We start from the raw sequence: 22,735 nt of genomic DNA on the forward strand, positions 1-22,735 counted from the left end.
CACCAGGGGAGAATGAACATGAAGAAACTCGCGCTTCTTGCCGGTACGGCCCTGGCGCTCGCCATCGGCGCCGTTTCCGGTGCCTCGGCCGCCGACAAGCTGAAGGCCTGCTGGGTCTACACCGGCCCGATCGGCGACTTCGGCTATTCCTACCAGCACGACCAGGGCCGTCTCGCCGTCGAGAAGGAACTCGGCGACAAGGTCGAAACCGCCTATGTCGAGAACGTCGCCGAGGGGCCGGACGCCGAGCGCGTCTTCGAGCGCTTCGCCCGCGAAGGCTGCGGCATCGTCTTCGGCACCTCCTTCGGCTTCATGGATCCCGAACTGAAGGTGGCCAAGAAGTTCCCCGACGTGAAATTCGAGCACGCCACCGGCTACAAGAGCGCCCCCAACATGGGGCTCTACAACGCTCGCTTCTATGAGGGCCGCTACATCCTCGGCCAGATTGCCGCCAAGGAATCGAAGAAGGGCCTCGCCGGCTACATCGTCTCCTTCCCGATTCCGGAAGTGGTGATGGGCATCAACGCCTTCATGCTCGGCGCCCAGTCCATCAACCCCGACTTCAAGATCAAGATCGTCTGGGTGAACTCCTGGTTCGACCCCGGCAAGGAAGCCGACGCCGCCAAGGCGCTGTTCGACCAGGGCGCCGACATCATCGTCCAGCACACCGACTCGACCGCCGCGATTCAGGTGGCCGAGGAGCGCGGCCTCAAGGGCTTCGGTCAGTCCTCCGACATGATCAAGTTCGCCCCAAAGGCGCAGATGACCGCCATCGTCGACGATTGGGGTCCGCACTACATCAAGTCGGTCAAGGCCGTTCTCGACGGCACCTGGAAGGCCGGCGACGTGTGGGAAGGCATCAAGGACGGCACCGTCCACATGGCCGACTACACCAACATGGCCGACGAGACCAAGAAGCTGGCCGAGGAGACCGAGGCCAAGATCGTCGGCGGCTGGAACCCCTTCACCGGCCCGATCGTCGATCAGGATGGCAAGGAGCGCTATGCGGCCGGTGTCGTCGCTCCGGACGGCGACCTCCTGGGCATGAACTGGTACGTCAAGGGCATCGACGACAAGCTGCCGCAGTGAGCATCTGCCGATCGTTGTTGTGAAGTATGTTCGGGGTCGCCTCAGGGCGGCCCCGTCCTTTTGGCGGGGTGGTCGCCAACCCGCCGGAAATATTGGCATTTCAGCTCGCCAGTCGACTTGCCTTGATCGGCTCGCCGGGTCTAGATTACGGCTAAATGCGTATGGATGCGCCATGCCCCGCTGTTGGGCTGGCTGTAATTCGTCACCCGGGTAGCTGACCGCACATGCTGAACTTCGCCATCGAGTGGCTGCACATCCTGATCCGTTGGTTCCATCTCGTGGTCGGCATCGGCTGGATCGGCACCAGCTTCTTCTTCATCGCCCTCGACCTCAGCCTCCGCCAGCGCGCCAGGATGAACCCCGGCGTCTACGGCACGGCGTGGCTGGTGCATGGCGGCGGCTTCTACAACGTCGAGAAATATGCGGTTGCGCCAGAAGAGCTGCCGGAAGACCTCGTCTGGTACCGCTGGGAGGCCTATCTCACCTTTGTCTCCGGCTTCCTGCTCTTGACGACGGTCTATTATTTCAACGCCCGCGCCTATCTCATCGATCCCTCGGTTGCCGACCTCGCACCCTGGCAGGCGATCGCCATCTCCGTGCTGTCGCTACTTCTCGGCTGGCTGGCCTATGACGGGCTCATGCGCCATACGACCGACGACCACCCCGGGCTCGTGGTCTTCTGCGTCTTCCTGATGATCGTCGGCTTCGCCGCACTGTTCAGCAATGTCTTTTCCGGGCGCGGCGCCTTCATCCACGTCGGCGCGCTGGTCGGCACGATCATGGCTGCCAACGTCTTCAGGGTGATCATCCCCAACCAGAAGAAGATCGCCGCCGCGCTGATGTCGGGCGACAAGCCGGATCCTGCCTTGGGTCTGCAGGGACGACAGCGGTCCATCCACAATAACTATCTGACGCTGCCGGTGCTGCTGATGATGGTGTCCAATCACTATCCGCTGCTCACCGGCCATCCGCATGGCTGGCTGCTGGTCGCGCTGATTCTGGTGGTCGGCGCCATGGTGCGCCACCTCCTCAATCGCCACGAGGCGGGTGATCCTTTCCGGAAATACTGGTGGGCGATGCCCGGCGGCGCCATTGCTCTCGCGCTGGCGATCATCGCCACAGCGCCGCTGCCGCGCTCGCAGGCGGTCGCGGACGCTTCAGGCGTCACCGATGCCGATGTGCTCCGGATCACCGCGACCCACTGCGCCATGTGCCATTCGGTCAAGCCGACGCACGAGGGCTTCACCGAGCCGCCGAAAGGCCTCGTCTTCACCGATCTCGACCACATTCGCCGCTATGCGCCGCTCATCAAGATGCAGGCGGTCGATTCGGAGGTCATGCCGCTCGGCAACGAAACGGGCATGACGCGCGAGGAGCGCGACGCACTGGGCGCCTGGATCGCCGCGAACGGCGGCTGATCTCAGTCCGCCAACCCGCTAACGATCGGTGCCGATGCTCTGGGTGGCATACATGCCGGTGGTGCGGAACTCTGTCGGGCTCGCGCCGAAGAAGCGGCGGAATACCTTCGAGAAATAGTTGGGATCGGAGAAGCCGGTCAGCGTCGCCACCTCCTTCACCGATATTTCCGTATTGACGGCCAAGAGCTTGGCGGCGCGGCGCATCCGCTCGGCCAGCACATATTCCGACGGCGGCCGTCCCTCTGTGGCGGTGAAGACGCGGCTGAAGTGGGCGCGGCTCAAGCCGGCGACGCCGGCCAACTCGTCGACCGACAGGTCGCTTTGCAGGTTGTTGAGGATATGCCGGATCACCGGCGCCATCGGGCTCGCCTGCGTGGCGTCCGAATAGGTGCCGGCAAAGACGTCGTCATAAAGCGCCATGGCGGCCCGATAGGCGAGAGCCGAGGCGGCACCCGGCGTCTCGCCTTCACCTTCCATCATCCGCAGGCAGCAGTCGGCGAGCGTTTCCACGGTGCGCGGCTTCAAGTGGAGCACCGGTCCGGTCACCGCCATCACCGATCGATGCAGCCGGATGGCCTCCTCGCCATTCATGGAAATCCAGAAGAACTCCCAACGCCCGCCATCCTCCAGCCAGTAACGATGGTTGTGCGGAACCAGCACCAGCATCGCCTCGCCCTCACCAATGCGATAATGCTTGTCCTCGTAGCGCAAATTTCCATGCCCGGAAATTGTATGCTGAAGAACGGTGAATGGCGTCTGGCCGCGTTTCCGCCCGTCCCAGGAATATTCCTTTGAAGTTTGAATATCATAGCCTGTGCTGGTTGGCATCGTGTGCAGCAGATTTCTGCCCCGCGGCAAGGACATGGTGGTCATTCCGGGACCGTTTTGCCGGAGTTTGTCGAGCACAGAATTACCCATCGAAGCACAATCCTCGTCTGGCCTCAGCAGCCATATTACGTCTTAATGCAGCCAACAAGAAGAATGGAACGGACGCAACGAGGGACTCCTCCCAAGACAAGATCTCAGGCGCATTCCGATAGTGTCGGCTGCGCAATAGCTTCTTATTGTCTGGAAGTATCCTTCTGCCGTTTGATTTAGGCGAGTGAACGAGGACAGCATGGCAGCCTTCAAAGTTGCGATCATCGGCGCAGGAAGCGTCGGCTTCACCAAGAAGCTCTTTACCGACATTCTGTGCGTACCGGAGTTTGCCGATGTCGAGTTCGCTCTGACCGACATTTCCGAGCACAATCTGACGATGATCGCGACGATCCTGAGAAAGATCGTCGAAGTCAACAAGCTCCCTGCCAAGGTCACCGCCACCACCGATCGCCGCAAGGCGCTCGAAGGCGCACGCTATGTCATTTCCTGCGTCCGTGTCGGCGGCCTCGACGCCTACCAGGACGACATCCGCATCCCCCTCAAATATGGCGTCGACCAGTGCGTCGGCGACACGATCTGCGCCGGCGGCATCCTCTACGGCCAGCGCAATATCCCGGTGATCCTCGATTTCTGCAAGGATATCCGCGAGGTGGCCGAACCCGGCGCCAGGTTCATGAACTACGCCAATCCCATGGCGATGAACACCTGGGCGGCGATCGAATACGGCAAGGTCGACACCATCGGCCTCTGCCACGGCGTCCAGCACGGTGGCGAGCAGATCGCCGACATCTTCGGGGTCGGCCACGACGAGGTGGATTACATCTGCTCGGGCATCAACCATCAGACCTGGTATGTCGACGTCCGCGTCCGTGGCCGCAAGGTAAGCAAGGACGAGATCGTCGCCGCCTTCGAGGCGCACCCGGTCTATTCCAAGCAGGAGAAGGTTCGCATCGACGTCCTGAAGCGCTTCGGCGTCTATTCCACCGAGAGCAACGGGCACCTGTCGGAATACCTGCCGTGGTACCGCAAGCGGCCGGGCGAGATCATGAACTGGATCGACATGTCCGACTGGATCCATGGCGAGACCGGCGGCTATCTGCGCTTCACCACTGAACAGCGCAACTGGTTCGAGACGGAGTTCCCTGAGTTCCTGAAGGAAGCCGAAGAGAAGATCGATCCGAAGCGGCGGTCGAGCGAGCACGCCAGCCACATCATCGAGGCGCTGGAGACCGGCCGGGTCTATCGCGGGCACTTCAACCAGAAGAATCGCGGCGCCATCACCAACCTACCTGATGATTGCATCATCGAGTCGCCGGGCTTCGTCGACCGCTTCGGCATCAACATGGTGGCCGGCATCACGCTGCCGGAAGCCTGCGCGGCAACCTGTCTGTCGTCGATCAACGTCCAGCGCATGTCGGTCCACGCGGCCGTCACCGGCGATGTCGACCTCCTGAAGCTCGCCATGCTGCACGACCCCTTGGTCGGCGCCATCTGCACCCCCGAGGAGGTTTGGGCCATGGTGGACGAGATGCTGGTCGCCCAGGCGCCCTGGCTGCCGCAATATGCCCACGCCATCGACGCCGCCAAGGAGAGGGTCGCGAAATCGACCGTCAAGACCCGCGACTGGCAGGGGGCGGCCCGCCGCGAGGCACGCGGCATCGAGGAGATTCGCGAAGAGAAGGCACGCACCAAGGTTTGACGAGACCGCCATTGAGTTTCCCGGCGCGGACTTCTCGCGCCGGGCGCGGCAAGCGCCATGGGCTGCCGCAAATGGGGAAGCCGGCCGGGCGTTTGAGGAAAACCGGTCGACTTGGGAAGAGACGCGGGGGGATGCGTTCCGACGCTGCCCATCGCATTGGTCGTCCGCCGGCTCAAGGCCGGTGGCCGGTTTTACGAGGGAGGACATGACGGAATGACTTATCGGATGAAACTGACGTCGGCTCTTATGCTCGGCGCGTCGTTCTTTGCGACGGCCGCTTTTGCGTCTGAGCTGACGGCCGTGCCGGAGGCCCCGGTGTTCCAGGGGCAGGGCAAGGTCAACTACGTCGGGCGCAGCGACCTTTGGGAGTACAAGGCGCTGCCCGCTTATAGCGAGCCCGAGTACATCACCAAGAATTTCGTCGACAAGGGGCGCCTGCCGCCGGTCAAGGACCGTCTGCCGAAGGAACCGCTTGTCTTCAAGACCGGTAACATGCCCGACGGCGTCGGCGTCTATGGCGATGCGCTCCGCCATGTCATCGGCGGTCGTCCCGAGGGCTGGAACTACCAGGCCGGCCAGGTCCAGGGCTGGGGCGGCATCGACATCGGCATGTACGAATGCCTGACGCGTACCGCGCAGCTGTTCCAGATCAAGGCCGAGGACATGGAGCCTCTTCCCAACCTCGCCAAGAGCTGGGAGTGGTCCGAGGATGGTCATAAGCTGACCATGCATCTCATCGAAGGTGCCAAGTGGTCGGATGGCGTGCCCTTCACCTCCGAAGACGTGATGTTCTATTGGGAGGACAACGTCCTCGATCCCAACGTTTCGCCGACCAACGGCGCCACTGCCGAAACCTTCGGCGCCGGCACGACGCTGAAGGCGATCGACGACTACACCATCGAGTGGACGTTCAAGGAAGCCTTCCCGAAGCAATATCTCTACAACATGGCCTATGGCACCTTCTGCCCCGGCCCGGCTCACATGCTGAAGCCTCAGCATCCCAAGTATTCCAAGAACACCTACGACCAGTACAAGAACTTCTTCCCACCGGACTTCATGAACTGGCCGGTGATGGGCGCCTGGTCGCCGGTTCTCTACCGTCCGGACGACATCATCGTCCTGCGTCGCAATCCCTATTACTGGAAAGTCGACGAGAAGGGCAACCAGCTGCCTTACCTCGATGAGGTCCACTTCAAGCTGTCGACCTGGGCCGATCGCGACGTGCAGGCCGTGGCCGGTTCCGGCGACATCTCCAATTTGGAGCAGCCGGAAAACTTCGTCGAGTCGCTGAAGCGTGCTGCTCAGCCGACCGCGCCGGCCCGCCTCGAGTTCGGTCCGCGTCTCATCGGCTACAATCTCTACATGAACTTCTCGGCCAATGGCTGGGGTGAGCCCGATGCACGCGGCCAGGCGGTGCGTGAACTGAACCGCAACGAGCATTTCCGCAAGGCGGTGACCATGGGTCTCGACCGGCAGAAGCTCGGTGAGGCGCTGGTGAAGGGGCCGTTCACGGCCATCTACCCGGGCGGCATCTCCTCCGGTTCCAGCTTCTATGACCGCGAAAGCACCATGTACTATCCCTTCGATCTGGAGGGTGCCAAGAAGGAGCTTGAAGCTGCCGGCCTCAAGGACACCGACGGCAACGGCGTCGTGAACTACGCGGACGGCCCGATGAAGGGCAAGGACGTCGAGATCACGCTCTTGGTCAGCGCCGACTACTCCACCGACAAGAACCTCGCCGAAGGCGTGATCGGTCAGATGGAGAAGCTCGGCCTGCGCGTCGTCCTGAACGCCCTCGACGGCAAGCAGCGCGACAACGCCAACTACGGCGGCAAGTTCGACTGGACGATCAACCGGCATGGTCCGGAACTGACCGCCGTCGTGCAGAACACCGAGCAGCTCGCGCCTGTCGGCCCGAAGACCTCGTGGTTCCACCGCGCCCCGGAGAGCGGACAACTTGATCTGATGCCCTTCGAGCAGCAGCTCGTCGATATCGTCAACAAGTTCATCGCCACCCAGGACGTCGCCGAACGCGCCAACCTGATGAAAGAGTACAACAAGGTCGCGACGACCAACGTCAACAGCGTTGGCCTGACCGAGTACCCCGGTGCTCTGATCATCAACAAGCGCTTCGCCAACGTTCCCCCGGGAACCCCGATCTTCATGTTCAACTGGGCTGAAGACTCGGTTCTCCGTGAACGCCTCTATGTCGCCGCCGACAAGCAGGGCGACTACGAGCTGGCCAAGGACTCGCTGCCCGGCAAGCCGGGTGAAAAGGGTCCCGTCGAGTAATCTTCCCACTCGAATGGCCCAGAGCATTCGCCGGCCAGATGGCATATCTGGCCGGCAAGCGAATGCCCCGGAGTCCTTTGCTTGAGCAGCCGCTTTTCGATCAGGTTGTTCCAGCCTGATCGGCGGGTGCTGTAGCGTCCCGGCGGTGCCCCCCGCCGCCGGGACTTCTCTTCCGAGACCTCCGCAGAATTGTCCGGGAGTCCGAGGGAGCCTACGATCTCAAGCCGTCGGTGACGGCGATCCAAGCCAGCCCGTGTCGCGAGAGGCGGGTCCTTCACATCCATGACAAGAGTCAGGAAGTCTCAGATCGATGTTTCGCTTCTTGCTCATCCGCATCGCCTCGGCGATTCCGGTGCTCTTCATCCTAAGCGTCGTCACCTTCGCCATCATCCAGGCACCGCCAGGCGATTACAGCGACTTCATTCGCTCGCAGTTGATCAACCAGGGCGGCGCCAGTTTCGAGGCGGCCGACGCACAGGCCAAGGCCTATGCCCATGAGCACGGCCTCGATAAGCCGATCCCGGTCCAGTACGTCAACTGGGTGGTCGGCATGGTCACCGAGGGCGACTTCGGCCGCAGCTTCTTCTACAATCGGCCTGTTTCCGATGTGGTGGCCGAGCGTCTGCCGAGAACGCTGCTGCTGGCGCTGACCTGCCATCTCCTGGCATCGGTCATCGGCATATCCTTCGGCATCATAGCGGCCACCAAGCAGTATTCCTGGATCGACAGCCTGCTGTCCTTCATATCCTTCCTGGGCATGACGGTGCCGCGCTTCCTGATGGCGCTGGTCATCGTCTACATCCTGGTGTTCCATTTCGACGTCAACGAGATCAACAGCTTCTTCTCGCCGAAATACGGCGGCGCGCCCTGGTCCTGGGCCAAGTTCGTCAATCTCGTGCAGCACGTCTGGCCGGTTGTCGCCATCGCCACCTTCGGCGGCCTCGCCTACAACATGCGCGTGATGCGCGGCAACCTCCTGGACACGCTCAACGCGCAATATGTCGAGACGGCGCGCGCCAAGGGCCTCTCCGAGGGCGCGGTGATCCTGCGCCACGCGGTGCCCAACGCGCTGCATCCCCTCGTCATGTACCAGGGCGTCGTGCTGCCCTACATGCTGACCGGTGAGATCGAGACGGCGATCATCTTCGCGCTGCCCACCGTCGGTCCCGCCATCGTCGGCTCGATGGTCGTCGGCGATGTCTATGTCACCGCCACCTTCATGCTGGTCCTGTCGGCAACGCTGATCATCGGCAACATCATCGCCGATATCCTGCTTGCCCTTCTCGACCCCCGCATCCGCCTTGGTGGAGGAGCCAACTGATGCTTGTTCCTGGCGAATCCACCCTGAGCGGTCCTACCGAAATCGTCGAAAAGCACGGGAGCGAAAGCTACATTGCCTTGGTCTGGCGGCGCCTCAAGCGCTCCTGGACCGGCATGGCCGGCCTGGTGATGGTTATCCTGCTCGTCATCATCGCCCTGTTTGCCGACTTCCTGTCGCCGGTCGACCCCAAGCTGACCGATGTCGGCTATTCGAGCCCCGAACCTATCTCCTTTACCGACAAGGATGGCGGCTGGACGTTCATCCCTCGCATCTACCCGATGGTGGAAGGAACGGAGCTCGACCCGATCACCTACCAGCCGCTGATCGGGCCCGACTATGACAACCCGCGCTACCTCGGCTTCTTCGTCAAGGGCTCGCCCTATAAGCTGCTGTGGCTGATCCCGGCCGACCGGCACCTGTTCGGGGCGGTCGACGGCAAGCCGGTGCATTTCCTCGGGACCGACAAGTTCGGTCGCGACGTGCTGTCGCGCGCCCTCTACGGCTCGCGCATCTCGCTGATGATCGCCCTCACGGTGGTGTCCATCGTCACGGTCGTCGGCACGACGGTGGGCATGGTCTCCGGCTATTTCGGCGGCCGCTTCGACATCTGGGTGCAGCGCTTCGTCGAGCTGGTGCTGGCCTTCCCGCAACTGCCGCTCTACCTCGCGCTCACCTCGCTGATCCCGGTGACCGCGCCGACATCGGTGTTCCTTGCCTTCGTCATCTTCGTGATGTCGGCGCTGGGTTGGGCACAGCTCTCCCGAGAGGTGCGCGGCAAGACGCTGGCACTCGCCCGCATCGACTACGTCCGGGCGGCGATTGCCATCGGCGCCCGCGACCGGCGGATCATCTTCCAGCACATCTTCCCCAACGTCATGAGCCACGTGATCGTCGCCGTGACGCTGGCCATCCCCAACGTGGTGCTGCTCGAGAGCTTCCTCGGCTTCCTGGGCTTTGCCGTGAAGCCACCGCTGATCTCCTGGGGTTTGATGCTGCAGGACACCTCCAACTATTCGGCCATTGGCTCCTATCCCTGGATTTTGGCGCCCGTGGCCTTCGTCTTCGTGACCGTCTTCGCCTTCAACGCTCTTGGCGACGGTCTGCGCGACGCCATCGATCCCTATTGAGGTAGCCGACCATGGACAGAGACGAAAACCTCGCTCCGGACGTGCGGCTCGATCACGGCAGCCGCACCGGAGAGCCCATCATCGACTGCCGCGATGTCGCCGTCCGCTTCAAGGTGGAAGACGGCGAAGTGGAGGCGGTGCGTGGCGTGTCGATGCAGCTTTATCGCGGCGAAACCATCGCCGTGGTGGGCGAAAGCGGCTCCGGCAAGTCGGTCACAGCACGCACCATCATGGGCCTGTTGTCGAAGCGCGCCCGCGTGGCGCCTGGCGCCAGCATCCGCCTGGATGGCGACGACATCCTGAAATGGTCGCCGCACCGCCGCCGCATGCTGCGCGGCAATCGGCTGTCGATGATCTTCCAGGAGCCGCTTTCCTCGCTGAACCCGGTCTACTCGATCGGCGCCCAGATCATCGAGGCGATCCGCATCCACCAGAAGCTGTCGAAGGCCAAGGCGCGGGAGAAGGCGATCGACCTTCTGCGCGAGGTGCGCATTCCCGAGCCGGAGGCGCGCATCAACCAGTATCCGCATCAGCTGTCCGGCGGTCAGCGCCAGCGCGTGATGATCGCCATGGCGCTCGCCAACAATCCGGACGTTCTGATCGCCGACGAGCCGACGACGGCGCTCGACGTGACGGTGCAGGCCCAGATCCTCCAACTCATCCGCGATCTGCAGCAGCGCCATGGCATGGCGGTGATCCTGATCACCCACGATCTCACGGTGGTGCGGAAGTTCTCCGACTACGTCTACGTCATGCAGAAGGGCGAGGTGAAGGAGCACAACACCACCGAGGCGCTGTTCGGCAACCCGCGGCATCCCTACACCCGTCACCTCCTGGGGTCGGAGCCGCGCGGCCACGCCAACCCGCTGCCGGCGGAGTCGCCGGTGATCATGGAGGGCAAGGATGTCCGCGTCGCCTTCATGCTCAAGAAAGGCGGCTTCTTCAGTGCCGAGTTCCACGAACTGGTCGCCGTTGATAACCTCAGCCTGACGCTGCGCCGCCATGAGACGCTGGGCATCGTCGGCGAAAGCGGCTCCGGCAAGACCACCTTCGGCCAGGCGCTGATCCGCCTGTCCGACCCCGACGGCGGCGAGATCTACTTCGACGGCAAGGCCATCCACGGCAAGAGCCGGGAAGAGCTCAGGCCGTTGAGGTCGCGCATGCAGGTGGTGTTCCAGGACCCGTTCTCTTCGCTCAACCCGCGCATGTCGGTCTGCCAGATCATCGAGGAAGGGCTGATCGTCAACGGCATCGGCACCAACCGCGCCGAGCGGCTCGACCGGGTTCGCGACGCGCTGACGGCGGCCGGATTGCCGACCAACATCCTCTCGCGCTTCCCGCACGAGTTCTCGGGCGGCCAGAGGCAGCGCATCGCCATCGCCCGCGCCATCGCGCTCGAGCCGGAGTTCATCCTGCTCGATGAGCCGACGTCGGCGCTCGACCTCTCCGTGCAAGCCCAGATCATCGATCTCCTGCGCAAGCTGCAGGACGAGCGGGGCCTCAGCTATCTCTTCATTTCCCACGACCTCAAGGTCGTCCGGGCGCTCTGCCATCGCGTCATCGTCATGCAGCATGGCCGGATCGTCGAGGAAGGCCCGGTCGAGGAAGTCCTGTTCAATCCGAAGACCGCCTATACCGAGAAGCTGGTGAAGGCGGCCTTCGAGGTGGCCGCGTAAGCGGCGGAAATCCGGACCTCGCCTTGCTCTCCAAAGGAAGCAAGACGGTGCCCGACAGGAGCCCGAACGCTTGAGAGCGGCGGGTTCCCGAAACGAGAAAACATCCAACCTGTCCCGACAGCGGACCGGCAGCGCCGGCTCGTGCGGGAAACCCGTTTGCCCGGAGGAAACAATAAATGGCGGCCAATCCCAAGATCACCTTCATCGGTGCCGGATCGACGGTGTTCATGAAGAACATCCTCGGCGACGTGCTGCATCGGCCGGCGCTGAAGGGCGCCACCATCGCCCTGATGGACATCAACGAGAAGCGCCTGGCCGAGAGCGAAATGGTCGTCGGCCGCCTCGTCAAGCTGCTCGATGCGCCCGCCAAGGTCGAGACCTACACCGACCGCCGCAAGGCGTTGGAGGGTGCCGATTTCGTCGTCGTCGCCTTCCAGATCGGTGGCTACAAGCCGGCAACCGTCACCGATTTCGAGGTGCCGAAGAAATACGGCTTGCGCCAGACCATCGCCGACACGCTGGGCGTCGGCGGCATCATGCGCGGCGTCCGCACCGTGCCGCACCTCTGGGCCATCTGCGCCGACATGATGGACGTCTGCCCGGACGCGGTTCTGCTCCAGTACGTCAACCCGATGGCGATCAACACCTGGGCGATCTCGGCCAAGTATCCGAAGATCCGCCAGGTCGGCCTTTGCCATTCCGTGCAGGGTACGGCCGAGGAACTGGCCCGCGATCTGGAGATCCCGATTTCGGAGATCCGCTATCGGGCGGCCGGCATCAACCACATGGCCTTCTACCTGAAGTTCGAGCACCGGCAGGCCGACGGCAGCTACCGCAACCTCTATCCCGATCTGGTCCGCGGCTACCGCGAAGGCCGTTATCCCAAGCCGTCGAGCTGGAACCCGCGCTGCCCCAACAAGGTGCGCTACGAGATGCTGACGCGCCTCGGCTATTTCGTCACCGAGAGTTCCGAGCATTTCGCCGAGTATACGCCATGGTTCATCAAGGAGGGGCGCGACGACCTCATCGAGAAGTTCGGCATCCCGCTCGATGAGTATCCCAAGCGCTGCGTCGAGCAGATCGCCCGCTGGGACAGAGATCTCGCCGAGCTCAAGGCCTCCGACACGGTCGAGGTAAAGGAGAGCCACGAGTACGCCTCCCAGATCATCAACTCGGTGTGGACCGGCGAGCCCTCGGTGATCTACGGCAACGTCCGCAACAACGGCTGCATCACCTCCCTGCCGGACTACTGCGCCGCCGAGGTACCGTGTCTCGTCGACGCCTCTGGCATTCAGCCGACCTATATTGGCGATCTGCCGCCGCAGCTCACCGCGCTGATCCGCACCAACGTCAACGTCCAGGAGTTGACCGTCGCGGCGCTGATGACGGAGAACCGCGAACACCTCTACCACGCGGCGATGATGGATCCGCACACGGCGGCCGAGCTCGATCTCGACCAGATCTGGTCGCTGGTCGACGACCTCTGCCGCGCCCATGGCGACATGCTGCCGGCGTGGGCCCGTCTCGGCTGACGTCCTCTGCAAACCGGCGCGAGTCTTGCCCGCTCCGGACACCTTCCCGGCGTTCGCTCCAATCCTCCCGAGGCGAACGCCGGCTCCAGCGACGCGGGGCGGCGACAACGCAGGTCGCCGCCCCGCGTCCGGTTTTCCACCGTTGCCCTTGCACGTGTTGATCTGTCCCGAACGGCGTGGTCGTTCGGGCGAAAGGACCTTCATCCCTTAGTCGGGTTCGGAGCCGGCCGCCGTTTGCCCGTATTGCCAAGCCTTGAAAACAGGCACATTCTCGCCTTGTCGGGTGCCGGAGGAGGGGTATCCGACCGGAGCATGAACGGTCCGCAGTCCCGGGAATCGGGGGCTGCGGAATTGGACAGGCGAGAACATAACGGAAACATATCTGGAGGTCAGCCATGTCAGAACAGACCGGAACATCCGCCAGCGGCAGAGCAGCCGGCCCCCGTTGCGTTGCCATCGTGGGGCCACACGGCAGCGGCAAGACGACGCTTCTCGAGGCGATCCTGGAGCGGACGGGGGCGATTCCAAAGGCCGGCAACGTGGCGGCAGGCAGCAGCGTGGGCGACCGTTCCAAGGAGGCGCGTGCCCATGGCATGGGCATCGATCTCAACGCCGCCGACGCCGAATTCCTGGGCGACCGCTATACCTTCCTCGATTGCCCCGGCTTCGTCGAGTTTGCCTTCGAGATGCAGCCGGTGCTGGCCGTCGCCGACGTGGCGGTGGTGGTCTGCGAGGCGGACGAGAAGAAGATTCCGGCATTGCAGCTCGTGCTGCGGCAGCTCGAAGTGGCCGGCGTTCCACACATGCTGTTCGTCAACAAGATCGACAAGGCCGACGCCACGCTGCGCGACACGCTGAAACTGATGCAGTCGGCCTCGACCATGCCGCTCGTGCTGCGCCAGATCCCCATCTGGAAGGAAGGCGCCGCCATCGGCACCATCGAGCTCGCCCTTGAGCGGGCGCTGGTTTATCGCGAGCACGCCGAGAGCCAGGAAGTTCCCATCCCATCCGATCATCAGGCCGACGAACTGGCCGCTCGCTACGAAATGCTGGAGCGCCTCGCCGACTATGACGACGAGCTGATGGAAGAGTTGCTGTCCGACGTTGCCCCCGACCGCAGTCAGATCTTCCAGGATCTGCGCAAGGAGATGCGCTCCGGTCAGATCACGCCGGTGTTCATCGGCTCGGCCGAGCGCGGCAACGGCATCACCCGCCTTTTGAAGGCGTTGCGGCACGACGCTGCCGGCATTGAGGAAACGCGCGCCCGCCTTGGCCTCGCCGCCGGCGCCGAGACCATCGTCCAGGTGGCCAAGACGGTGCAGACCTCGCATGCCGGCAAGCTGTCCATCGTTCGCGTGCTCTCGGGCAAGCTGACCGACGGCCTCGCTCTGACGGCCGCCGACGGTCGCGTCGGCCGCGTCTCCGGCCTCTACGCGCTCGGAACCGGAACGCCCGCGAAAATGTCGGATGCGGGCGCCGGCGCGGTGGTCGGCATCGGCAAGGTCGATCCGGCCGAGACCGGCTCGACGCTGTCCTCCGGCAAGGCGCCGCCCAAGGAACTGGCGCCGCTTGCACCTCCGTCGCCGGTCATCTCCATGGTCGTGGCGCCGAAGGAAGCCAAGGACGACGTCAAGCTCTCGACGGCGCTGAGCCGCCTCGCCGAGGAAGACCCGTCGCTGGTGGTCGTTCAGGACGCCGACACGGCGGAGACGCGCATCGAAGGGCAGGGGGAAATGCACCTCCGCGTCCAGCTTGAGCGGCTTCAGAACCGGTTCGGCGTGGCGGTGGTGACGCGCGACCCCATCATTCCCTATCGGGAGACCATCAAGTCGTCGACCACGGTGCGCGGCCGTCACAAGAAGCAGTCGGGCGGTCACGGCCAGTTCGGCGATTGCGTGCTGACGATCGAGCCGCAGGAGCGCGGCAAGGGCTTTGCCTTCGCCGAGGTGGTGACCGGCGGCGCCGTGCCGAAGAATTTCTTCCCAGCCATCGAGGAAGGCGTCGTCGACAGCCTGAAGCGCGGCGCCCTCGGCTTCCCGCTGGTCGACGTCAAGGTGACGCTGTCAGACGGTTCCTTCCACCCGGTCGACAGCTCGGACATGGCCTTCAAGACGGCGGCCGGCATCGGCATGCGCGAGGGGCTGCCGCAATGCTCGCCAGTGCTGCTGGAGCCGATCCTGAAGGTGAAGTTCTACGGCCCGAGCGAGTTCACCGCCCGCATCAACCAGATCGTCACCGGCCGGCGCGGCCAGTTGCTCGGCTTCGACGGGCGCGAAGGCTGGCAGGGCTGGGACGTGACGGAGGCACTGATCCCGCAGGCCGAAATGGGCATGCTGATTGTCGAGTTGCGGTCGGCGACCGCCGGCGTCGGCACCTTCGAGGCGGCCTTCGATCACCTACAGGAAATCACCGGTCCGGTGGCCCAGAAGGTGGTCGACAAGCGCAAGGGCGAGCTCGCCGCCGCGTGAGAGAGACACGACATCGAAAACGAAACGGGGGCGCTTCGGCGCCCCCCGATCTTTTCCCAGTTCAATCTCAGACGAAGCTCAAGCCGCCTTCAGGCCATGGCTGCGGAAGATCGAGCGCACTTGCTCGACCAGCTCGCGCGACGGCGGCTCGGTGTCGGCCAGCTTGTACTCGCGGCCGCATTCCTTCCACTTGAACTCGCCGAGCTTGTGAAAGGGCAGGACGTCGACCCGTTCGACCACGCCGAGGTCGGCGGCAAAGGCGGCAAGAGCTTCGATCTCGTCGAGCTTGTCGGTAAGCCCCGGCACCAGCACGTAGCGCAGCCAGATCTTCTTGCCCAGGGCAGACAGGCGGCGGGCAAAGTCGAGCGTCGGCTGCAACTGGGCGCCGGTCACCTCGAAATACGTCTCTTCGGTGAAGGCCTTGATGTCGAGGAGGACGAGGTCGATGTCTTCGAGCATCTCGTCGGTCACGCGCTTGCCGAGGAATCCGGATGTGTCGAGTGCCGTGTGCAGGCCCATCTTCTTGGCAGCGTGGAAGATCTCTGCGGTGAACTCCACCTGGGTCAGCGGTTCGCCGCCGGTGATGGTGATGCCGCCCTTGGCGCGCTTCAGGAAGTTCGAATAGCTGGCCATCTCGGCAACGATCTCGCTGACCGAGGTCTCCTTGCCCTTGCGCATGTGCCAGGTGTCGGGGTTGTGGCAGTAGAGGCAGCGGAGCGGGCAGCCGGAGACGAACAGCACATAGCGGATGCCTGGGCCGTCGACGGCGCCGCCGGCTTCCTTGGAGTGGACGAAGCCATGGGCCACCGGCCGGCGGGCAGCGTGCCCGCCGTGGGCGTGGACGCCCGGGGCGCCACCATGGGCGTCCCGGACATCGAGAAGGTTAGTTTGATGCGCCATGGAAGGTCCGGCTGATGACATCGAGCTGCTGCTCGCGCGTCAGCTTGATGAAGTTCACCGCGTAGCCCGACACGCGGATGGTCAGCTGCGGATAGAGCTCGGGATGCTCCATGGCGTCGACCAGCGTCTCGCGGTCGAACACGTTGACGTTGATGTGGTGGCCGCCCTGCAGGAAGTAGCCGCTGAGCAGGCTGTCGAGGTTGTTCACCCGGTCCTCGTCGGTCGAACCGAGAGCCGACGGCACGATGGAGAAGGTGTAGCTGATGCCGTCCTGCGCATGGGCGTAGGGGAGCTTGGCGACCGAGGCCATGGAGGCGACGGCACCGTTCTTGTCGCGGCCATGCATCGGGTTGGCGCCCGGCGCGAAGGGCACGCCGGCCTTGCGGCCGTCGGGGGTGTTGCCGGTCTTCTTGCCGTAGACCACGTTGGAGGTGATCGTCAGGATCGACTGCGTCGGCATGGCGTTGCGATAGGTCTTGTGCTTGCGGATGCAGCCCATGAACGTCTCGGTCAGCCAGACGGCGATGTCGTCGACACGGTCGTCGTTGTTGCCGAAGGCCGGATAGTCGCCCTCGATCTCGAAGTCGGTGGCAAGGCCGCGCTCGTCGCGGACGATCTTCACCTTGGCATGCTTGATGGCGCTGAGGCTGTCGGCGGCGACCGACAGGCCGGCGATGCCGCAGGCCATGGTCCGGAGGATGTCGCGGTCATGCAGCGCCATCTCGATCCGCTCGTACATGTACTTGTCGTGCATGTAGTGGATGGAGTTCAGCGCGTTGACGTAGACGCGGGCCAGCCACTCCATCATCGGCAGGAGCTTGGCCTTGACGTCCTCGTAGTCGAGATAGTCGCCAACCACCGGAGCGAGAGCCGGACCCACCTGGGCGCCGCTCTTCTCGTCGCGGCCGCCGTTGATCGCATAGAGCAGCGTCTTGGCGAGATTGGCGCGGGCACCGAAGAACTGCATCTGCTTGCCGATGCGCATGGCGGAGACGCAGCAGGCGATGCCGTAGTCGTCGCCCCAGTAGGGACGCATCAGGTCGTCGTTCTCATACTGGATCGACGAGGTCTTGATGGAGGTCTCGGCACAGAAGTCGCGGAAGCCCTTGGGCAGCTGTTCGGACCAGAGCACGGTGAGGTTCGGTTCGGGAGCCGGCCCCAGGGTGTTCAGCGTGTTCAACATGCGGAAGGACGATTTGGTGACCAGCGGGCGGCCGTCGATGGCCATGCCGCCGATGGACTCGGTCACCCAGGTCGGATCGCCCGAGAACAGCTGGTCGTATTCCGGCGTCCTGAGGAAGCGGATGATGCGGAGCTTCATGACGAAGTGGTCGAACAGCTCCTGCGCCTCCGCCTCGTTGAGTTCGCCCTCGGCGATGTCGCGCTGGATGTAGATGTCGAGGAAGCTGGAGACGCGGCCGAGCGACATGGCGGCGCCGTTGGCTTCCTTCACCGCGGCCAGATAGGCAAGATAGGTCCACTGCACCGCCTCGCGGCCATTGACGGCCGGACGGGTGAGGTCGAAGCCGTAGATCTCGCCGAGCTTGACGAGTTCCTTCAGCGCCTTGATCTGCTCGGCGGTCTCCTCGCGGGCGCGCAGAACTTCCTCGTCGATGGTGGCGAGCTCGAAGCTCTTCAGCTGGGTCTGCTTGTCCTCGATCAGCCGGTTGACGCCGTAGAGGGCGACGCGGCGATAGTCACCGATGATGCGGCCGCGACCGTAGGCGTCCGGCAGGCCGGTGATGACGCCGGACTTGCGGCAGGCCAGCATTTCCGGGGTGTAGACGTCGAAGACCGCGTCGTTATGGGTCTTGCGGAGCTTGGGGAACACCTTGTCGAGCGAGGTGTCGGCCTTGAAGCCGTAGGCCTCGAGGCCGTTCTTGACCATGCGATAGCCGCCGAACGGCATGATGGCGCGCTTCAGCGGGGCGTCGGTCTGCAGGCCGACGATCTGCTCGAGGTCCTCGGCGATGTAGCCGGCCTTGTGAGAGGTGATGGAGGAGGGGGTGGAGACGTCGACGTCGAGCACGCCGCCCTTGTCGCGCTCGGCCTTGAGATGACCCTTCAGCCTCTCCCAGAGGTCGGCGGTGCGGGGCGTGATGCCGGCAAGGAAGCGGGCGTCGCCCTCATAAGGCGTGACGTTGGCGATGATGAAGCTGCGGACGTCGACTTCGCGGGTCCAGGTGCCGGGAAGAAAGCCGCGCCAGGGGGCCTGGGTGGAGAGCTCCGTTTCGGTGTCGAACGGTTCGCGCGCATAGACGTTCATGGCTTTCTCTCCAGTTTATATCACCAGCTCGATGGCCGGAAAGTTATGCGTCCGAGAACGTATAACATAAATCCCTTACGTAGTCCTGCGAAATCCCGGTGATTTGCAAGCGCTTCGCATCCTTCATGTAATATATGAGTTCAAAGGTTAAGTAAGTAATCATGCGCTATTGCCGAGCTTCTTGAGCCGTCCTGCAGCGGCGACAGATCAGCTCTACATGCGTCGCATACACTTTTTGATTGCATGTAGACTCTGGTGCTTTCCGTCGTGACTAGACAGAGACACGAGAGCGCAAGAAACTGAACCCTTTTAGAAAACCGCCAAATAGTGCGACTTTTGAAAACATGAAGGAAAACAGCCGATTTTAGGTCGGTGAGAATGCCTCGCAATGGATCTACGGTGCTTCTCAGGCGCAGTTCATCGGACGGATCACGACAACCAAAAAGAGAAGGGCCCGTCAGGGCCCTTCGCGTTCGTTCCGGTCGATCTTTTCGAGCCATGCAGGCCTGCGGAGCTGCGTTGCATGCCATGCAGCGCCGAGCCGCCGAATAATTCCAAATGGTTATCCGTTTCGGGCGGATCTGCCCTGCGCTCGACGCGGTTCTGCCGTCGGCAAGGGCGTGAGGCCGCCCAGGGCCTTGCGATAGACCAGCCAGTAAATGCCGCCGACGAAGGCAGCTCCGCCAACGATGTTGCCAAGCGTGGCGGGCACGATGTTGTGGACGATTGCGCCAAGGGTCAGCACCGACACGTCGATCCCTTCGGGGACATGGCCGGTCTGAACCAGGACCCAGGCGTAGGGGAGGATGAACATGTTGGCGACGCAGTGCTCGAAGCCGGCGGCGATGAAGGCGGTGACCGGTAGCACCATGCCGAACAGCTTGTCGGTCACCGATCGGCCGGCGTAGCTGAGCCAGACGGCGAGGCAGACCAGGATGTTGCAGAGCACGCCCTTGAAGAAGATGGTGACGGCATCCGGCGCCACCTTGCCGGCGGCCAGCTTGATCATGCCATTGCCGAAGCCGTCGTTGTTCAGCGCCGCCGTGTGCGCCATGTAGACGAGAAACACCAGACCGAGCGCGCCCAGAAGGTTTCCCAGCCAGATGATCGTCCAGTTGCGCAGGACCTCGCCGGTGCTGAGCTGGCGGTTGGCCCAGGCCATGACGATCAGGCAGTTGCCGGTGAAAAGTTCCGCCCCGCCGATCATCACCAGCGCCAGGCCGAGGGTGAAGACGAGGCCGCCTAGGAGGCGCTGCGCGGCAAAGCCGAGCGTCGGATCGGCCAGCACGATGCCGAAGAACAGCGCGCCGAGGCCGATCGATCCTCCGGCCACCACGGCCAAAGCCGCGCTGGCCAACGCCGGCATCCGGGCCTTCTTGACGCCGAGCTTCTCGACCTTGTCCTGGATTTCGGCCGGCGCGTAGGCATCGAGGCCGAGGATGGTGGTGGCCTGTCCGGGCGCATTGTCCGCCATTTGGGGTGTCTCCGGTTCAACTTAATTCGACGCCAGCGATACCGGCTGGCGTGCAAATGTAAAGAGGAGGGAATTACGCAGGTTTCGCCGGATCGGCGGGGCCCGGCTGACAGCCAGCCGGCCTGGTTGGCCGAGTGCGCAAGCGTCCAGAGCCGCTCTACGACAAGCGTCGGCGTCCCTGGCGCCGACGTTCCTAGGCTATGTGCGATGACCTAATACGGCGGGATCCGCTCAGAAGGAGGCCTCGCCGACGGTCACGATGCGCAGGAGGTTGGTGGAGCCCGGCACGCCTTCGCCGGCGGTGACCACCAGCGTGTCGCCGAAGGTGGCGATTCCAAGTTCGCGGGCCAGCGCGACGCCGCTGTTCACCTTGTCCTGGAAGCGGCGGAACAACTGGCTTGGGATCACCAGCACACCGTAGGCGAGCATCAGCTTGCGCGTCTTGATGAGATCCGGCGTCACGCAGAGGACCGGTACGCCCGGCCGCTCGCGGGTGACGCGCAACGTCGTCGATCCGGTGGCGGTAAAGGTGATGATCGCCTTGGCGGCAAGCGCGCCGGCCACCTGCTTGGCGGCATGGGTGATGGCATCCGATGAGGTTTCCGGCCCGAAGGGCAGGCGCTGCGCCTCGATGATCTGGCGATAGAGCGGATCGTGCTCGACGCGCTGGGCGATGCTGTCCATGATGGCGACGGCGGCGACCGGATAGGCGCCAGCGGCCGTTTCGGCGGAGAGCATCACGGCGTCGGCGCCATCGAACACGGCGGTCGCGACGTCGGAAGCCTCGGCGCGGGTCGGGGCGGGGTTGGTGACCATCGATTCCAGCATCTGCGTGGCGACGATCACCGGCTTACCGGCCTGACGCGCCTCGCGGACGATGCGCTTCTGCAGCGTCGGCACGTCCTCCGGGCGCATCTCGACGCCGAGATCGCCGCGCGCCACCATGACGCCATCGGCAAGTTCGATGATGGCGCTCAGGCAGTCGATCGCCTGCGGTTTCTCGATCTTGGCGAGCAGGCCGGCCCGGTCGCCGATCAGCCCGCGCGCCTCGATGAGGTCTTCGGGGCGCTGCACGAAGGATAGCGCCACCCAGTCGACACCGAGATCGAGTGCGAAGGCGAGGTCCTTGCGGTCCTTGGCGGTCAGCGCCGAGAGGGGCAGCACGACGTCGGGAACATTGACACCTTTCCGATTGGAGAGGCCGCGGCCGCTCACCACGGTGGTAACCGCATGATCCTTGGCGCAGCTCACGACATGCAAGCGCACGCGACCGTCATCGAGCAGAACATCGGTATTGGGCTGCAGAGCGGCAAAAATCTCCGGATGGGGCAAGCCGACGCGCGTGGTGTCGCCCGGCTCCTTGGAGAGATCGAGGCGGAGGGTCTGACCTTCCACGAGATCGATAGCCCCTTCGGCAAAGGTCGAAATACGCAGCTTCGGACCCTGCAGATCGGCCATCACGGCGATCGGCCGACCGGTTTCGGTCTCGACCTGACGAAGCATGTCGAAGCGGGCGCGATGCTCCTCATGGCTGCCGTGGCTGAAGTTGAGGCGAAACACGTCGGCGCCGGCCGCCACCAGATCGCGGATCACCTCGATGGTGCCGGACGCGGGGCCGAGGGTGGCGACCACCTTGGTCTGACGTCGACGGATCTTGGGATTGCTGCCCGTTGGCGAGGATGCCGGCGCGCTCATGTCTGCTCCTTGACGTCTGTCGACCGTTGTTGTCTGGACCGGAAGCCCTTCGGGTTTGACCCTTAAGGGAAAGCCCTCGCCAGCGTTGCCCTCGTATACACGCAAGGGCGCGGCGAGGGGAAGCGCCGCTTCGGCTGCTCGGCCGCAACGCAGCCTTGCGTAGGCTTTGATGTCAGAAAAAAGACCCCGCCGTTGCGGGCGGGGTCCTGTGGTGCAGGTATCGATTGTCTCAGAGGGTCTTTGCGATGGCGACGGCGGTGTCGGCCATGCGGTTGGAGAAGCCCCACTCGTTGTCGTACCAGGAGAGGATACGGACGAGGGTGCCATCCATGACCTTGGTCTGGTCGAGATGGAAGATCGACGAGTGCGGGTCGTGGTTGAAGTCGGACGACACGTTGGGCTGGTCGGTGTAGCCGAGCACGCCCTTGAGCGGGCCGGAGGTGGCGGCGGCCTTGATGGCCTCGTTGATCTCGGCGACCGAGGTGGCGCGCTTGGCGTTGAACACCAGGTCGACGACCGACACGTTGGGGGTCGGCACGCGGATGGCGACGCCGTCGAGCTTGCCCTTGAGTTCCGGCAGCACCAGGCCGACGGCCTTGGCGGCGCCGGTGGAGGTCGGGATCATCGACAGAGCGGCGGCGCGGGCGCGGTAGAGATCCTTGTGCAGCGTGTCGAGCGTCGGCTGATCGCCCGTGTAGCTGTGGATCGTCGTCATGAAGCCCTTCTCGATGCCGATGACATCGTTGAGCACCTTGGCGACCGGGCTGAGGCAGTTGGTCGTGCACGAGGCGTTCGACAGGACGATGTGGTCCTTGGTGATCTTGTCGTGGTTGACGCCGTAGACGACCGTGAGGTCGGCGCCGTCGGCCGGAGCGGACACCAGCACGCGCTTGGCGCCG

Annotated in this window: 15 protein-coding genes; 9 read left to right on the plus strand and 6 right to left on the minus strand. The window is 63.8% G+C overall.

The window, feature by feature from the left end:
- The first annotated feature begins 18 nt into the window (after positions 1 to 18).
- Positions 19 to 1,089 carry a BMP family ABC transporter substrate-binding protein gene (locus tag CXZ10_RS00885; RefSeq protein WP_101287063.1) on the plus strand — a complete coding sequence of 357 codons (1,071 nt, stop codon included), beginning with the start codon at positions 19 to 21 and terminating at the stop codon, positions 1,087 to 1,089.
- A gap of 224 nt (positions 1,090 to 1,313) precedes the next feature.
- Positions 1,314 to 2,507 carry a urate hydroxylase PuuD gene (locus CXZ10_RS00890; protein ID WP_101287064.1) on the plus strand — a complete coding sequence of 398 codons (1,194 nt, stop codon included), beginning with the start codon at positions 1,314 to 1,316 and terminating at the stop codon, positions 2,505 to 2,507.
- Positions 2,508 to 2,525: 18 nt separating this feature from the next.
- Here the strand turns inward: CXZ10_RS00890 and CXZ10_RS00895 are convergent, their stop codons facing one another.
- Positions 2,526 to 3,425 carry an AraC family transcriptional regulator gene (locus CXZ10_RS00895; protein ID WP_101287065.1) on the minus strand — a complete coding sequence of 300 codons (900 nt, stop codon included), beginning with the start codon at positions 3,423 to 3,425 and terminating at the stop codon, positions 2,526 to 2,528.
- 199 nt (positions 3,426 to 3,624) lie between these two features.
- Between CXZ10_RS00895 and melA (CXZ10_RS00900) the strand changes: the two genes are divergently transcribed.
- The 7 genes from melA (CXZ10_RS00900) (at position 3,625) to CXZ10_RS00930 (ending at position 15,501) form a co-directional block, all read left to right on the plus strand.
- Positions 3,625 to 5,085, plus strand: a complete 1,461-nt coding sequence (melA, locus tag CXZ10_RS00900; RefSeq protein ID WP_101287066.1) for an alpha-glucosidase/alpha-galactosidase — start codon at positions 3,625 to 3,627, stop codon at positions 5,083 to 5,085.
- Positions 5,086 to 5,310: 225 nt separating this feature from the next.
- Complete coding sequence (locus CXZ10_RS00905; protein ID WP_425298942.1) at positions 5,311 to 7,377, plus strand: ABC transporter substrate-binding protein; 2,067 nt, start codon at positions 5,311 to 5,313, stop codon at positions 7,375 to 7,377.
- 310 nt (positions 7,378 to 7,687) lie between these two features.
- Complete coding sequence (locus tag CXZ10_RS00910; protein ID WP_101287068.1) at positions 7,688 to 8,698, plus strand: ABC transporter permease; 1,011 nt, start codon at positions 7,688 to 7,690, stop codon at positions 8,696 to 8,698.
- Complete coding sequence (locus tag CXZ10_RS00915; protein ID WP_101287069.1) at positions 8,698 to 9,825, plus strand: ABC transporter permease; 1,128 nt, start codon at positions 8,698 to 8,700, stop codon at positions 9,823 to 9,825. Before CXZ10_RS00910 ends, CXZ10_RS00915 begins: the two co-directional genes overlap by 1 nt.
- An 11-nt stretch (positions 9,826 to 9,836) precedes the next feature.
- Positions 9,837 to 11,501 carry an ABC transporter ATP-binding protein gene (locus CXZ10_RS00920; protein WP_101287070.1) on the plus strand — a complete coding sequence of 555 codons (1,665 nt, stop codon included), beginning with the start codon at positions 9,837 to 9,839 and terminating at the stop codon, positions 11,499 to 11,501.
- A gap of 176 nt (positions 11,502 to 11,677) precedes the next feature.
- Entirely contained in the window at positions 11,678 to 13,033 is a 1,356-nt protein-coding gene (melA, locus tag CXZ10_RS00925; RefSeq protein WP_101287071.1) for an alpha-glucosidase/alpha-galactosidase, read from the plus strand.
- Positions 13,034 to 13,428: 395 nt separating this feature from the next.
- Complete coding sequence (locus CXZ10_RS00930) at positions 13,429 to 15,501, plus strand: elongation factor G (RefSeq protein WP_101287072.1); 2,073 nt, start codon at positions 13,429 to 13,431, stop codon at positions 15,499 to 15,501.
- A 78-nt stretch (positions 15,502 to 15,579) separates the two neighbouring features.
- On the opposite strand, the gene pflA is transcribed toward CXZ10_RS00930, so the two are convergent.
- From pflA to CXZ10_RS00955, 5 genes are all read right to left on the minus strand, one after another.
- A complete protein-coding gene (gene pflA / locus CXZ10_RS00935) occupies positions 15,580 to 16,401 on the minus strand; it encodes a pyruvate formate-lyase-activating protein (RefSeq protein ID WP_101287073.1) in 822 nt (273 codons plus the stop codon).
- Positions 16,385 to 18,667: a formate C-acetyltransferase gene (gene pflB / locus CXZ10_RS00940; protein WP_101287074.1), complete on the minus strand. Its 2,283-nt coding sequence runs from the start codon at positions 18,665 to 18,667 to the stop codon at positions 16,385 to 16,387. Before pflB ends, pflA begins: the two co-directional genes overlap by 17 nt.
- Before the next feature lie 562 nt (positions 18,668 to 19,229).
- A complete protein-coding gene (locus tag CXZ10_RS00945) occupies positions 19,230 to 20,141 on the minus strand; it encodes a formate/nitrite transporter family protein (RefSeq protein ID WP_101287075.1) in 912 nt (303 codons plus the stop codon).
- 231 nt (positions 20,142 to 20,372) lie between these two features.
- Positions 20,373 to 21,836, minus strand: coding sequence for a pyruvate kinase (gene pyk / locus CXZ10_RS00950; RefSeq protein ID WP_101287076.1), 1,464 nt, complete (start codon positions 21,834 to 21,836; stop codon positions 20,373 to 20,375).
- Positions 21,837 to 22,065: 229 nt separating this feature from the next.
- Positions 22,066 to 22,735 (minus strand): type I glyceraldehyde-3-phosphate dehydrogenase (locus tag CXZ10_RS00955; protein WP_101287077.1); only part of this gene is annotated, 670 nt, incomplete at its 5' end.

The sequence above is a fragment of the Pleomorphomonas diazotrophica genome, assembly GCF_002844595.1.
GTDB classification, from domain to species: domain Bacteria; phylum Pseudomonadota; class Alphaproteobacteria; order Rhizobiales; family Pleomorphomonadaceae; genus Pleomorphomonas; species Pleomorphomonas diazotrophica.